General features: G+C 69.1%; 14 protein-coding genes. 8 read left to right on the top strand and 6 right to left on the bottom strand.

Features of this window, described 5'->3' with window-relative positions; genetic code table 11:
• The first annotated feature begins 70 nt into the window (after positions 1–70).
• Together AC1RGU_RS29530 and AC1RGU_RS29525 are read left to right on the top strand one after the other, a co-directional pair.
• A complete protein-coding gene (locus AC1RGU_RS29530; protein WP_492699811.1) occupies positions 71–1048 on the top strand; it encodes a LysR family transcriptional regulator in 978 nt (325 codons plus the stop codon).
• Positions 1049–1104: 56 nt separating this feature from the next.
• Entirely contained in the window at positions 1105–1563 is a 459-nt protein-coding gene (locus AC1RGU_RS29525; protein ID WP_369645803.1) for a CopD family protein, read from the top strand.
• Here AC1RGU_RS29525 and AC1RGU_RS29520 read toward each other — a convergent pair.
• The 3 genes from AC1RGU_RS29520 to AC1RGU_RS29510 are packed head-to-tail and all read right to left on the bottom strand — an operon-like array spanning position 1560 to position 4475.
• Entirely contained in the window at positions 1560–2015 is a 456-nt protein-coding gene (locus AC1RGU_RS29520; protein ID WP_492699809.1) for a VOC family protein, read from the bottom strand. The genes AC1RGU_RS29525 and AC1RGU_RS29520 overlap by 4 nt on opposite strands.
• Positions 2016–2028: 13 nt before the next feature.
• Positions 2029–3267: a CaiB/BaiF CoA transferase family protein gene (locus AC1RGU_RS29515; RefSeq protein WP_492699807.1), complete on the bottom strand. Its 1239-nt coding sequence runs from the start codon at positions 3265–3267 to the stop codon at positions 2029–2031.
• 8 nt (positions 3268–3275) lie between these two features.
• The gene (locus AC1RGU_RS29510) at positions 3276–4475 is read right to left on the bottom strand and encodes an acyl-CoA dehydrogenase (protein WP_062470370.1); all 1200 of its coding nucleotides are present in this window, start codon (positions 4473–4475) and stop codon (positions 3276–3278) included.
• A 184-nt stretch (positions 4476–4659) separates the two neighbouring features.
• Here AC1RGU_RS29510 and AC1RGU_RS29505 point away from each other — a divergent pair, with 184 nt between their 5' ends.
• The 4 genes from AC1RGU_RS29505 (at position 4660) to AC1RGU_RS29490 (ending at position 7869) form a co-directional block, all read left to right on the top strand.
• Positions 4660–5562: a LysR substrate-binding domain-containing protein gene (locus AC1RGU_RS29505; protein ID WP_492699805.1), complete on the top strand. Its 903-nt coding sequence runs from the start codon at positions 4660–4662 to the stop codon at positions 5560–5562.
• Between the two features lie 63 nt (positions 5563–5625).
• The gene (locus tag AC1RGU_RS29500) at positions 5626–6120 is read left to right on the top strand and encodes a helix-turn-helix domain-containing protein (protein ID WP_492699803.1); all 495 of its coding nucleotides are present in this window, start codon (positions 5626–5628) and stop codon (positions 6118–6120) included.
• Positions 6113–6841, top strand: coding sequence for a nucleotidyl transferase AbiEii/AbiGii toxin family protein (locus AC1RGU_RS29495; protein ID WP_492699801.1), 729 nt, complete (start codon positions 6113–6115; stop codon positions 6839–6841). Before AC1RGU_RS29500 ends, AC1RGU_RS29495 begins: the two co-directional genes overlap by 8 nt.
• Before the next feature lie 95 nt (positions 6842–6936).
• Positions 6937–7869, top strand: coding sequence for an AraC family transcriptional regulator (locus AC1RGU_RS29490; RefSeq protein ID WP_095747386.1), 933 nt, complete (start codon positions 6937–6939; stop codon positions 7867–7869).
• Between the two features lie 35 nt (positions 7870–7904).
• Here the strand turns inward: AC1RGU_RS29490 and AC1RGU_RS29485 are convergent, their stop codons facing one another.
• The gene (locus tag AC1RGU_RS29485) at positions 7905–8411 is read right to left on the bottom strand and encodes a GFA family protein (RefSeq protein ID WP_492699799.1); all 507 of its coding nucleotides are present in this window, start codon (positions 8409–8411) and stop codon (positions 7905–7907) included.
• A 114-nt stretch (positions 8412–8525) separates the two neighbouring features.
• On the opposite strand from AC1RGU_RS29485, the gene AC1RGU_RS29480 reads away from it, so the two are divergent.
• Positions 8526–9239 (top strand): 2OG-Fe(II) oxygenase, encoded by a 714-nt coding sequence (locus tag AC1RGU_RS29480; RefSeq protein ID WP_492699797.1) that lies wholly within the window; start codon positions 8526–8528, stop codon positions 9237–9239.
• 226 nt (positions 9240–9465) lie between these two features.
• Complete coding sequence (locus tag AC1RGU_RS29475) at positions 9466–11430, top strand: adenylate/guanylate cyclase domain-containing protein (protein WP_492699795.1); 1965 nt, start codon at positions 9466–9468, stop codon at positions 11428–11430.
• A 43-nt stretch (positions 11431–11473) separates the two neighbouring features.
• On the opposite strand, the gene AC1RGU_RS29470 is transcribed toward AC1RGU_RS29475, so the two are convergent.
• Positions 11474–11917 carry a YbaY family lipoprotein gene (locus AC1RGU_RS29470; protein ID WP_159279012.1) on the bottom strand — a complete coding sequence of 148 codons (444 nt, stop codon included), beginning with the start codon at positions 11915–11917 and terminating at the stop codon, positions 11474–11476.
• A gap of 31 nt (positions 11918–11948) precedes the next feature.
• The gene (locus AC1RGU_RS29465) at positions 11949–13943 is read right to left on the bottom strand and encodes an acetoacetate--CoA ligase (protein WP_492699793.1); all 1995 of its coding nucleotides are present in this window, start codon (positions 13941–13943) and stop codon (positions 11949–11951) included.
• Positions 13944–13968 lie beyond the last annotated feature (25 nt).

Here is a 13968-nt window from a genome sequence, read left to right as displayed (position 1 = left end):
AGCCTCTTGCATCAATGACCGCAAATAAGGATATTCGTTGCATTGAATGCAACACTCGGAGACGACCGCCATGGACGACAAGCTCGACACCCGCCGGGTGCGCTACTTCATGCAGGTGCTCGACAGCGGCTCGGTGCGCGGCGCGGCCGACGTGCTCGACATGGACCCGTCGGCCGTGAGCCGCGCCATCGGCATCCTGGAGACCGAGTGCGGCCTGCCGCTGCTGGAGCGCCACGGACGCGGCGTGGTGCCCACCGACGCGGGCCAGCTGCTGGCCGGCTACGTGCGCAGGCAGCAGGGGCAGAAGCAGCACCTGCTGGCGCAGATGGACAGCATCCGCAAGATCGAGAGCGGCCACATCGACATCGTGGCCGGCGAAGGCTATGTCGACTGGCTCATGCGGCACAGCCTGCGCATCTTCATGGCCAGCCACCCGAAGATCACGGTGAACCTGGACGTGGCCAGCACCGACGAGATCGTGCGCCGCGTGATCGAGGAACGCGCCCACATCGGCATGCTGTTCCAGCCGCCGAAGGACGAGCGGCTCACCTCGCACCAGTCGCACGCGCAGCCGATCCAGGCCATGGTGCTGGGCTCGCACCCGCTCGCGCAGCTGGAGCGCCCGCTGAAGCTGGCCGACCTGCTGCCCTACCCCGGCGCCACGCTGCACCGCAACTTCGGTGTGCGCCAGCACATCGAGGCGGCCGAGATCAGCGAGGGCGTGCGGCTGCCCGCGCTGCTGACCACCACCTCGTTCAGCGCGCTGGGCCACTTCGTGTCGGCGGGCCTGGGCTACACGCTGGGCACGCGCATCTCGCTCACGCCCAATGCCGACCACCCGTCGCTGGTCGAGCTGCCGATGAAGAACCCGCTGCTGTCGCAGGGGCGCTCGCACATCGTGTCGCGCCACGGCCGCCTGCTGCCGCCGGCCGCGGCGACGCTGCTGCGCCAGGTGGTGGCGGACATGAAGCGCTATGCCGATTCGATCGCGGGGACGGGCATCGGCAAGCCCCGCGCGGTCACGCGCGGGCGCGGCGCGACGGGTTGAAGGCCATGGGGGCTTGCGTTGCGTGCGCGCACGGTTCGGTGTTCTGATCGGAGCCCATGTCCTACCTCGCTCCCCTCTTCATTCACCTGCTGTGCGCCGCCTTCTGGGTCGGCGGCATGGCGGTCATGCACTTCGCCGTGCGCCCCGCCGCCGTCGCCACGCTGGAGCCACCGCTGCGCCTGCGCATGATGGCCGCGACGCTGCGGCGTTTCTTCATCGGGGTGGACGCGTCGGTCACGCTGCTGTTCGTGAGCGGCTTCGCGATGATCCTCGCGACCGGCGGCTTTCGCGCCGTGCACTGGCGCGTCGAGGCCATGATGGGCATCGCGCTCGTGATGGCGGCGGTGTACGTCTACATCCGCGCCTCGGTGTTCCGCGCGCTGCGCCGCGCGGTGGACGACAACGCCTGGCCCGTGGCGGCCGCGCGGCTGAACACTGTGCGCCAGCTGGTGACGCTGAACCTCGCGCTGGGCGTGGTGGTGTTCGCGGTGGCGGTGATGGGGCGCGGCGGCTAGGCCGCCGGGCCCTTCAGCTCGACGCCGTTGCCATCGGGATCTTCGAGGTAGATCGAGGGGCCGCTGCCCTCGGCCCCGAAGTTGTTCTGCACCTCGCCCTGCACCGGCACGCCGTGCCGCGCCATGCGCGCGCGGATCGCGGCCTCGTCGAAGGGCTCGATGCGCAGGCACAGGTGATCGACGTTGCGCCCCTCGCGCCCGGCCAGTGCGCCGCCCTGGCGGCCCAGCTTGCCGTCGTGCGTGACGAGGTCGATGAGGCTGCTGCCGGCGCGCAGGTGCACGAGGCCGAGGTCGTCGCGGCGCTTCTCGAGCGTGCAGCCGAGCACGTCGCAATAGAAGGCCATGGACCGCGCGGCGTCGCGCACACGCAGCACGACGTGGTCGATGCGCAGCACCGCGAACGGGGCTGCGTCGACCGAAGCATCAGGGGACGGAACGGGCGGGCGCGTCATGCCCACCAGTGTGTCAGACCACCCCGGCGGCGCGCAATGCCTCGAAGCGCGTGGCGTCGACGCCCATCTCGGCCAGCACCTCCTGCGTGTGCTGTCCGAGCGCGGGCGGTGCGCGGCGCAGCACGGGCGGCGTGGCCGTGAGGCGCAGCGGGCTCGCCACGCCGGTGATGCTGGCGATGCCGTCGCCCGCGTCGCGCGGCAGCGTGACGGCCAGGCCGCGCGACTTGACCTGCGCGTCGTCGAAGGCCTGCGCGATGTCGTTGATGGGGCCGCAGGGCACGGCCTTGTCTTCGAGCAGCGCGACCCAGTCGGCAGTGGTGCGAGTGCGCGTGAGTTCTTCCATCATCGGGATCAGCACGCCGCGGTGTTTCACGCGCAGCGTGTTGGTCGCAAAGCGTTCGTCGGCGGCCCACCCGGCATGGCCGGCGGCTTCGCAGAAGCGCGCGAACTGGCCGTTGTTGCCGATGGCCAGCAGCATCGCGCCGTCCTGCGTCGGAAAGTCTTGATAAGGCGCGAGGCTCGGGTGCGTGTTGCCCTGGCGGCCCGGCGCCTTGCCGGTGTTGAGAAAAGCGCTCGCCTGGTTGGCGAGGATGGCCATGCCCACGTCGAGCAGCGCCATGTCGATGTGCTGGCCTTCGCCGGTGCGGTCGCGCACTTGCAGCGCCGCGAGGATGGCGGTGCTGGCGTACACGCCGGTGAACAGGTCGGTGAGCGCCACGCCCACGCGCAACGGACCGCCGCCGGGTTCGCCGTCGGGGCGGCCGGTGATGCTCATCATGCCGGTCATGGCCTGGATCATCAGGTCGTAGCCCGCGCGCTCGGCGTAGGGGCCGTCATGGCCGAAGCCGGTCACGCTGCAGTAGATGAGGCGCGGGTTGGCCGCGCGCAGGCTTTCCTGGTCGAGGCCGTACTGCTTGAGGCCGCCGGTCTTGAAGTTCTCGACCACGATGTCGGCCTGCGCCGCCATCTGCTGCAGCAGCGCCTGCCCTTCGGGCGTGGCCATGTCGATGGTGACCGAACGCTTGTTGCGGTTGCAGGACGTGAAGTAGCTGGCCTGGTCGGTGTCGTGGCCGTTCGCGTCCTTCACGAAGGGCGGGCCCCAGGTGCGCGTGTCGTCGCCGACGCCGGGGCGTTCGATCTTGACGACGTCGGCGCCCAGGTCCGCGAGGATCTGCGTGCACCACGGGCCCGCGAGCACGCGGGACAGATCGAGGACCTTGATGCCGTCGAGTGCTGCGGGCTTGGTGCTCATGCGTTCGTTCAGTTGGCGAAAGCAGCGATGCCGGTGATGGCGCGGCCCAGGATCAGCGCGTGAATGTCGTGCGTGCCTTCGTAGGTGTTCACGACTTCCAGGTTCACCAGATGGCGGGCCACGCCGAACTCGTCGCTGATGCCGTTGCCGCCCATCATGTCGCGCGCCATGCGGGCGATGTCCAGCGACTTGCCGCAGTTGTTGCGCTTCATGATCGAGGTGATCTCGACCGCGGCGATGCCTTCGTCCTTCATGCGGCCCAGGCGCAGGCTGCCTTGCAGGCCCAGCGTGATCTCGGTCTGCATGTCGGCCAGCTTCTTTTGAATGAGCTGGTTGGCGGCGAGCGGGCGGCCGAACTGCTTGCGGTCCAGCGTGTACTGGCGGGCGCGGTGCCAGCAGTCTTCGGCGGCGCCGATGGCACCCCACGAGATGCCGTAGCGGGCGCTGTTCAGGCAGGTGAACGGGCCCTTGAGGCCTTGCACTTCGGGGAACGCGTTTTCTTCGGGGCAGAACACGCCGTCCATGACGATTTCACCGGTGATGCTGGCGCGCAGGCCGACCTTGCCGTGGATGGCGGGAGCGGTCAGGCCCTTCATGCCCTTTTCGAGCACGAAGCCGCGGATCGGGCCGACGGTGCCGCTTTCGCTGACTTCCTTGGCCCACACGACGAACACGTCGGCGATGGGCGAGTTGCTGATCCACATCTTCGAGCCGCTCAGCGAGTAGCCGCCCGGCACCTTCTTGGCGCGCGTGGCCATGCTGCCGGGGTCGGAGCCGTGGTCGGGTTCGGTCAGGCCGAAGCAGCCGATCCATTCGCCGGTGGCGAGCTTGGGCAGGAACTTCTGCTTCTGTGCTTCGGTGCCGAATTCGAAGATCGGCACCATCACCAGCGAGCTTTGCACGCTGGCCATCGAGCGGTAGCCCGAGTCGACGCGCTCGACTTCGCGGGCGATCAGGCCGTAGGCCACGTAGTTCAGGCCGGGGCCGCCGTACTGCTCGGGGATCGTCGGGCCGAGCAGGCCGAGCGCGCCCATTTCGCGAAAGATGGCGGGGTCGGTTTCGCCGGTGCGGAAGCCCTCGATGACGCGGGGCGCCAAGCGCTCCTGGCAGTAGGCGTTGGCCGCGTCGCGGATCATGCGTTCTTCGTCGGTCAGCTGCTGGTCGAGAAGAAGGGGGTCGTCCCAGTGGAATTGCGCTTTGGCGGCCATGTGGATGTCTCCGGAAAAGGAAGAAGAAACAAAAGAAGGGGAATGCGGTCGATCGTAGCCACGCAGGAGGCCCGGCGCAAACGATGAATCCTCACCCAGATATGCGCCTGACGCACATCTTGAGAGATACATCTTGTTGATTTACTGGTGAAACCAGGACGCCAGTCATACACTCCCGGCATACATGCGCCGCAAGATCCCACCCCTGCAGACCCTCGTGTGCTTCGACGCCGCCGCGCGCCACGAGAGCTACACGCGCGCCGCGCAGGAACTGGCGCTCACGCAGAGCGCGGTGTCGCGCCAGGTCGGGGCGCTCGAGGCCTTCCTGGGCGTGGCGCTGTTTCGCCGCACGCGGCACGGCGTGGCGCTCACGGCCAGCGGCGCCGCCTACGCGCGCCAGATCGCCCGCCGCCTGGAGGCCATGGAGCGCGACACGCTCGACGCCATGGCGCACCAGGGCGAAGGCGGGTCGCTGTCGCTGGCGGCGGTGCCCACCTTCGCCACGCGCTGGCTGGTGCCGCGCCTGCGCGGTTTTGCGGCGCTGCAGCCCGACGTGGTGGTGCACATCGAGACGCGCACCCGCCCCTTCCTCTTTGCCGACGCGGAGTTCGACGCCGCGCTGTACGCCGGCACGCCCGCGCAGGTCGAGAACTGGGCCGGCACGCGCGCGCTGCTGCTCATGCATGAAGACGTGGTGCCCGTGTGCAGCCCTTCTCTCTTGCCCGACGGCAAGGCCGTGTCGCCCGAAGCCATCGCGCGGATGCCGCTGCTGCAGCAGAGCACACGCCCCGACGGCTGGCGCCAGTGGTTCGACGCGCAGCAGGTCGACGCGCCCACCGCGCGTGGCGGCCCGCGCTACGAGCTGTTCTCGATCCTCGCCGCCGCCGCCTCGCACGGCCTGGGCGTGGCGCTGATGCCGACCATGCTGGTGGCCGACGAGCTGGCGCGCGGCGAGCTGGTGGTGGCCTGCCCGCGGGCGCTGTCGGCGGAGCGCAGCTATTACCTGGTGACGCCGGAGCGGGCGGATCAGCGGCCGTTGCTGAAGCTGTTCAGTGATTGGCTGCTGGGGCAGGCGCGCGAAGGTTGAAGCAGCCAAAAATGTATCTCGTACTAGACATTTCATTAGTTTTGCCTAATATGAGATACACATATGCCATCCACCGCCCCGCCGACCTTAGACAGAGCCAGCCGACGCCTTGAAGCGTTCGGCCGGCATATCCATGCCCGTCGGAAGTCGCTCAGGATCAGCGCCACCACGGCCGCCGAGGCGGCGGGCATGTCGCGCATGACGCTGCATCGCATCGAACGCGGCGAGCCCTCCGTCACGATGGGGGCCTACATGAACGCCCTGGCGGCATTGGGTCTGGATGTCGAAGTGACGGCACCGGTCGCAGGCACCGCCAAAGAGATGGCGACGCCGGCGCCTTCGCGCACGCCGACGCAGACCGTCCGGGTGGGCGACTTCGCGCAGTTGCGCCGCCTCGCCTGGCAATTGCCCGCGGACGCGGAACTCACGCCCGACGAGGCCTGGGGCACCTACGAACGCAACTGGCGCCACGCCGATCCGTCCGCGCTCGAGGACAACGAACGCCGGCTGCTGGCCGAACTGGCCCGCCTGTTGGGCCGGAAGCCACTGGATGTTTGAGCGCGCACACCATCGCCAGGTGGCCGAGGTGCTCGCGGCGCTGAATGCGCCCCTGCTGGCGGACAACCATTGCCTGTTTGGCGGCGGCACCGCCATCGCGCTGCGCCATGGCGAATACCGCGAGTCGGTGGACATCGACTTCCTCGTGTCCGATGTGGCGGGCTACCGCTGCCTGCGCCAGCTCGCCACCAGCAGCGAGGGGCTGCGCGCGCTGGCCCGGGAAGGCGCGACCTTGCAGCAGGTCCGCGAGGTGCGCGCCGATCAATACGGCATCCGGAGTGCCGTTCGCGTGGACGAGACGGACATCAAGTTCGAGATCGTGCTCGAGGCACGCATCGCACTCGAAGCCCCCGGCGCCGCAGACCGCATCGACGGCATCGCCACCCTCACGCCGCTGGACATGGCGGCGAGCAAGCTGCTCGCCAACTCCGACCGCTGGGCCGACGACAGCGTGTTCAGCCGCGACCTGATCGACCTGGCCATGATGCAGCCCGGCAAGCCCCTGCTGCAGCGCGCGGCATGCAAGGCGCGGCTCGCCTACGGGGACAGCATCGATGCCGATCTTGCGAAGGCGGCCGATGCGCTGCTGGAGCGGCCCGGACGCATGGAGCGGTGCATGCACATGCTGCAGATGACCGCGATCGCGCCGGCCTTGCTGCGCAAGCACATCAAGGCCCTGCTGCCGCGAACGCCGCGCGCGAAGCGCAACCCCGGCACTTGAGAGACACCCGCTGCGATGTACGACCAGCGGCCGCTGCTGAAGTTGTTCAGTGACTGGTTGCTCGCGCAAGCCCGCCAAGGTTGAGAATGCGCGCCATGCCGCGCGACAGCCGCTCCGAGTACGAATGGCGCATGCACAAGGTGCTGACGCACATCGACGACCACCTGGACGAGGCGCTCGATCTCGCGGCGCTGGCCGACGTGGCGCATTTCTCGGCGTACCACTTCCATCGCCTCTTCGCGGCGTGGGCCGGCGAGACGCTGGGCGACTACATCCGGCGCCGCCGCGTGGAGGTGGGCGCATTGCGGCTCGCGACGCAGCCGCGCCTGTCGGTGCTCGAAGCAGCGGTGTCGGTGGGCTTTGGTTCGGGCGAGGCGTTCACCCGCGCGTTCCGTGCGCATTTCGGCAGCGCGCCCAGCGCGTGGCGTGCATCGCACGACTGGTCTTTGCCCTGCGACGACCCCTCCCGCCATAGCAATCCTGATCAGATCGCCTTGCACGGCTTCACGAAGAATGGATCTCCACCGCGCGACGCCGCGCATCATCAGGAGCCACCCGTGAATGTCCAACTGATCACCCGCTCTCCCGTCACCATCGCCTACCTGCGCTACACCGGTCCGTTCGGCGCGCCGGTGGGCGCGTTCTGGGCCGAGAAGGCCGCGCCCTGGATCGGCGCGCACAAGCTGTGGTCGCATGCGCGCTATGGCATCAGCCACGACGACCCGAGCATCACCGCGCCCGAGCACTCGCGCTACGACGCCTGCGTGGAAGTGCCCGACGATTTCGTGCCCGATGGCGGCTTCCAGAAAACGGTGCTGCCGGGCGGACGCTATGCCGCGCTGCGGTTCCAGGGCCTGCCCGAGGAGATCAACGACGCATGGACGCGCCTCATGCGCGACTGGCTGCCCGCGAGCGGCTTCCAGTTCGACAGCCGGCCCGCGTTCGAGTACTACGCGCCCGACATGGCCTTCGACGAGAAGACGAGCGCGTTCGAATGCGACATCTGCATTCCGATCGCGCCGCTCTGAAAGGCGCGGGACGGCAACTGGCCAGCGCGGCGCGATCAGCCCTTCGCGGGCCGGGCGCCTTCCCGCGCATAGGCTTCGATCATCGCCGGAAAGGCGTCCATCGCAGGCAAGGTGCCGAAGCTGTGCTTCGCGGGCGTCGTGGCCCACGGCAATTTTTCGTCGGTCCAGGTTTCCGCAAAGGGCGCGACCCATTCGTGCCGGTCGAGCATGGTGGCGCGCAGGTTGACGAAATAGTCCATGCCCTCGGTGCGCGTGAACATCCAGCTCTTGCAGTGCGGGCAGAAGAAGTGGTGCGACTCCTCGCCGTGCAGGCCGCCGATGACGGGCTCGCCCGACACCACTTCGAAGCCCGGCGCGGGGATCGCCAATGACAGCGAGAACGCACTGGCGCTCATGCGCTGGCAGCCGGTGCAGTGGCAGGCCATGGCCAGCAGCGGCGGTGCGGTGATGCGCAGGCGCACCTGTCCGCAGCGGCAGCCGCCGGTCCAGGGGAGTTGCCAGTCGCTGGCGGTGTCTTGAGGGGTGTGGTTCTGGGTGCTCATGGAATGCTTTCGGGCTTGGTCGTCAGGATGATCGCTCAAGCCGGGCCCGGCCCCACCGAAACCCGCGTCCGAAAACGGCGAGCCCGCATCCGGCCACCGCGCGACACTGCCCGCATGAGTTCTTCCGTCACCGCCCGCATCCACGCCCTCGACTGGCCCCGCATCGATGCCGACCTCGCCGCGCGCGGCTGTGCCGTCACCGGGGCGTTGTTCACGCCTGCGGAATGCGGCGCGCTCACGGCCATGTACGACGAGGGCGCGCGCTTTCGCAGCCGTGTGGTCATGCAGCGCCACGGCTTCGGCCAGGGCGAGTACCAGTACTTCGCGAACCCGCTGCCGTCCAGGCTCGTGGCGTTTCGCAGCGCGCTGTACGAACGCCTTGCGCCGCTGGCCAATGCCTGGGCCACTGCGATGGGCCAGCCGGCCGACTACCCGCCGGACCACGCGGCCTACCTCGCGCGCTGCCACGCAGCGGGACAGCTGCGCCCCACCCCGCTGCTGCTGCGCTACGGCGAGGGCGACTACAACTGCCTGCACCAGGACCTGTACGGCGACCTGCAATTTCCACTGCAGCTCACGGTGCTGTTGAGCCAGCCCGGTGAAGATTTCACGGGCGGCGAGTTCGTGCTGACCGAGCAGCGCCCGCGCATGCAGTCGCGCGCCGAGGTGGTGTCGCTCGCGCAGGGCGAGGCGGTGATCTTCGCGGTGAACCAGCGGCCCGTGGCGGGCACGCGCGGCAGCTACCGCGTGACGATGCGCCACGGCGTGAGCCGCGTGCGCAGCGGACAGCGCCACACGCTGGGCCTGATCTTTCATGACGCGCGCTGAATAGAACGAACGTCCGTTCGCAATCAAGCCCTCGGGCGCAGCAACATCGCACCAAGCGTGCAAAGTTGCACACATGTACCAAATACAGGCGAAAATCCCGCGCGCATCCGGGGGATTGCCAGGATGGCCGGCGCACACGATCGGCCCCGCAACACCCTCCGGACGCCGGACCACGACCTCGTGAGGAGGAGCCGGGGTCCGTTCCGAGTTGTCGTCAGGGAGCTGTATGTACAAGGAATCGTCCGGGCCTCCGGATGCGGCGGGTCGCCCGTCTTTCGCGCACGTCACCACGCCGTTGCCACCGTCTCCGTCACCCTCTTCCGCTGAAATCCCACCGCCCCGGCGCCCCCGTCGCTTCCGGGTCGATGTCGGGTCCATCGTCAGTGCCGTGGCGCTCGCGCAGTCGCTGCTGCTGGTCACGCTGGGCTACTGGGGTTCGCAGCGACTGGTGACGACGATCGGCACCTCGGCGCACAAGTCGAACCACGACCGCACCGAAGACAAGGTGCTGGCCTTCCTGGCCAAGGCCGAGTCGGCGGTCGGCGCGATCGGCAGCTCGCCCAGCCTCACGCCCGCGGGCGAGAACGTGGACCGCACGGCCGAGCTCCTGTGGACGCTGCTGCAGCAATCGCCCGAACTCGACAGCGTGTACGTGGCGAACGTCGAGGGCAAGATGCTGATGGCGCTGCGCTACCCCGTGCCGGCGATCCGGCACATCGCGCGCGGCGACGGCTTCACCACCGAGACCTGGCAGTACAAGCTGCCGCTGGGCTCCGAGGCCGACGTGCAGCAGCGCTTTGCCACGCAGCGCGTGGAGGCCTACCGCAGCAACTACAACCCGACGCAGCGCAGCTGGTTCTTGCAGGCGCGCAAGACGCAGGGGCCGGTCTGGACCGTCCCCTATGTGTTCGCCGCCGCGCAGGAACTGGGCGTGACCTACGCGCTGCCCAGCCAGCGTCGCCAGGCCGAAGGCAGCCCACAGGCGATGGTGGTGGCGGGCGACGTGTCGCTGGGCCGGCTGTCGGAGTTCGTGCGCCTGTTCAGCCGCAACGGCAACGGCAACAGCGCGCTGCTGAGCGCCGACCACAAGGTGCTCGCACGCAGCGACATGCCGGGCGTGCTGCACACGCTGGAAGCGCCCACGGGCGCGCTCGGTGCACTGAACGCACAGATGGTGACCGACGGCATCGCCGGCAGCGGCAGCGACAAGGCCTTCGCCTTCAGCCACGAAGGGCGGCGCTACCTGGTGCAGGCCTCGCGCATTCCCGCCACCGGCTGGCAGCTGGTCAGCTGGGTGCCCGAAGACGTGCTGCTGGGCGGCCTGCGCCGCGCGGTGGCGTGGTCGCTGCTGCTGGCGCTGGTGTTCCTGGGGCTGGCGCTGTACATGTCGCTGAAGCTGTCGAAGCTGGTGACGGCACCGGTCGAGAACCTCTCGCGCATCGCGCACCGCATCGGCCGCCTCGAGCTCGACGACCTGCCGCGCGAGCCGAGCCGCGTGCTCGAGATCCAGCACCTGGACCAGGCGCTCGACGACTCGGCGCGCAGCCTCAAGGCCTTCAGCAAGTTCGTGCCGGTGGACGTGATCAACCAGCTGGTGGCGCAGGGCCACGCGCTCGCGCCCAACGGCTCGCCGCGCCAGGTGACGGTGATGTTCACCGACGTGGAAGGCTTCACGTCGATTTCCGAATCGATCGCGGCCGACGTGCTGGTGCGCCAGCTGACCGACTACTTCAACCTCGCGGCCGCGGTGTTCGCGCGCCACGGCGGCGTGATCGACAAGTTCATCGGCGACGGCATCATGGTGCTGTGGGGCGCGCCGGCCGACCTGGAAGACGCCGAGTACAAGGCCTGCCGCGCCGCGCTCGAGCTGCACGCCGAGATGCACCAGCTCAACCGGCAGTGGGCCGAACAGGGCCTGCCCGAGTTCCGCACGCACATCGGCATTCACACGGGCGTGGTGGTGGCGGGGGTGCTGGGCTCGAACGACCGACTGTCGTACACGGCGTTCGGCGACGTGGTGAATGTGGCGAGCCGCATCGAAGGCGCGAACCGCCAGCTGGGCACGCGCATGCTGATCTCGGAGGTCACCTACGCGGCGCTGAACGGCCGGCTGGCCACACGGCGCATCGAAGAGCTGGTGGAGCTGCGCGGCCGGCAGACGCGCATGGTGCTCCACGAATTGCTGACCTGATCTGTCCGGCCTGACCCGCGCGAACCTCGCGCGGGTGGGTCGATCAGCGCGAAGGGCGCGGCGGCGCAGGTGGCGTGGCCACGCGCACCAGCATCAGGTTGGCGGTCGTGCCGTTGCCCTGCGTGAGCACCGAATACTGCGTGTCGTTGATGAACAGCAGCTGCTCGCCGCGCGTGATGCGCGCCGCGACGGCGTAGCGCATGCGCGGGTCGATGCGCGCGGCATCGACGCTGAGCTCGAAGGCGAAGGGCGGCTGCTTGCCGTTGGCGGGAATGCGCTGCTCGGCGAGCACGACCGAGGGCGCGTCCATGCGCGACACGTCGAGCAGTTGCACGCGCACTTCGGCCGCGGGGTCGAGTGCGATGCGCTCGCGGTAGGCCACGGTGCCCGTCACGCGCAGCGGCGCGGCGGCGGGCTGGGCCGGCGTGCCGGGCGAGCCGCCCGCGCAGGCGCTCAGGACGGAGGCGCCGGCAACGGCGGAGAGCATGAGGAGGCTGGTGCGTCTTTTCATCGCCCCATTATGCGGAGGCCCGCTGTGCGGCGAAAGCCACATACCAGTCCAGGCTGCCGGGGTTTGCCATCGCCTCGCGGTTCACGACCTTCTCGATGGGCTGGCCCAGCAGCAGCTTCTTGATCGGCAGCTCCTGCTTCTTGCCCGACAGCGTGCGCGGAATCTCGGCCACCTGGAAGATGTCGTTGGGCACGAAGCGCGGCGACAGCGATGTCTTGATCGCACTGTTGATGCGCGTGCGCATGGCGTCGTCGAGCGCCACGCCGGGGCGCAGCACCACGAACAGCGGCATGTAGCTGTCGCGGCCCAGGTATTCGAGATCGACCACCATCGAGTCGAGCACCTCGGGCAGGCCTTCGACCGCGCTGTAGATTTCGCTGGTGCCCATGCGCAGGCCTTGGCGGTTGATGGTGGCGTCGCTGCGGCCGTAGATGATGCAGCCGCCGTCGCTGCCGACCTTGATCCAGTCGCCGTGGCGCCACACGCCCGGGTAGGTGTCGAAGTAGCTCGACACATAGCGCGCGTTGCCTTCGTCGCCCCAGAAGTACAGCGGCATCGACGGAATGGGCTGCGTGCACACCAGCTCGCCGACCTCGCCGATGACCGGCTGGCCCTGCTCGTTCCAGGCTTCGACCGCGTGGCCGAGTTCGCGGCACTGCATCTGGCCCGGCACTTCGGGCAGCTCGCGATTGCCGCCGACGAAGGCGCCGCAGAAGTCGGTGCCGCCCGAGATGTTGCACCACCACACCGCCTTCGAGCCCGCGTCGAGGATCTGCTGCGAGCCCCAGCGCTGCACCTCGTCGGGCAGCGGCGAGCCGGTGCTGCCCAGGGCGCGCACGCGCGACAGGTCGCCGCAGTCTTTCGCGACGAGCCCCGCCTTCATGCAGTTGGTGAAGTAGGCCGCGCCCGCGCCGAAGAAGGTGACGCGGTGCTTCGCCACGAAGCGCCACAGCACGCCCCAGTCGGGCTTCTCCTTGCTGCCCGCCGGGTTGCCGTCGTAGATGCAGATGGTGGCGCCGAAGGCCAGGCCCGAGAGCTGCGAGTTCCACATCACCCAGCCCGTGGAGCTGTACCAGTGGTAGCGCTCGCCGAGGTTGTTGGCGCCGTAGCTCGCGCCCACGTCGTTGTGCAGGCCGCAGGCGTGCATGGTCAGCAGGATGCCGCCCTGCCCGTGCACGATGGGCTTGGGCAGGCCCGTGGTGCCGCTTGAATAGACGATCCAGATCGGGTGGTCGAAGGGCAGCCACTCGGGCTCGAAGGCAGCGACTTCGGCATCGTCGCGCGCGATGGCCTGCTGCCATTCGACGTCGTGCACCACCGCGTTCGCAGCAAAGGGCGACTGCACGAGCAGCAGCTTCTGCACGCTCGGCAGCTGGCCGCGCAGCTCCTGCAGCACGGTGCTGCGATCGAGCGGCTTGCCGCCGTAGTGCACGCCGTCGACCGCGATCAGCAGCGTGGGTTCGATCTGGCGGAAGCGGTCGGCCACGGCGGCCGTGCCCATGTCGGGCGCGCACACGCTCCACACCGCGCCGATGCTGGAGCACGCGAGGAACGCCACCATGGTCTCGGGCACGTTCGGCATGTAGGCGGCCACGCGGTCGCCGCGGCGCACGCCGAGCGACTTCAGCGTGAGCGCCACCGAGGCCACCTGCCGGCGCAGCTCGGGCCAGGACAGCTCGCGCACCTCGCCGCGTTCGTTGTCGCTCACGATGGCGGGCAGGCCTGCCGCATGGGCCGCATCGGCGTGGCGCAGCACCTCGCGCGTGTAGTTGACCTGCGCGCCGGGGAACCAGCGCGCGCCGGGCATGCGGCGTTCGGCGAGCACCGCGGTGTGCGGCGTGGGCGAGCGCAGGCCGGCGTAGTCCCAGATGCTCTGCCAGAAGGCGTCCAGGTCGGTGACGGACCAGCGCCACAGCGCGTCGTAGCTGTCGAAGGCCAGGCCGCGCGTGTCGCGCAGCCAGTTCTGATAAAGGCGGATCTGGGGGATGTTGGGAGCGGGCATGCCACGAGCGTAGCGCCGCGAACGG

It is taken from the genome of Variovorax sp. GW823-FHT02B07, assembly GCF_058797695.1.
Note: the sequence above shows the minus strand (reverse complement) of the source record. Positions and strands in the feature narration are given on the sequence as shown.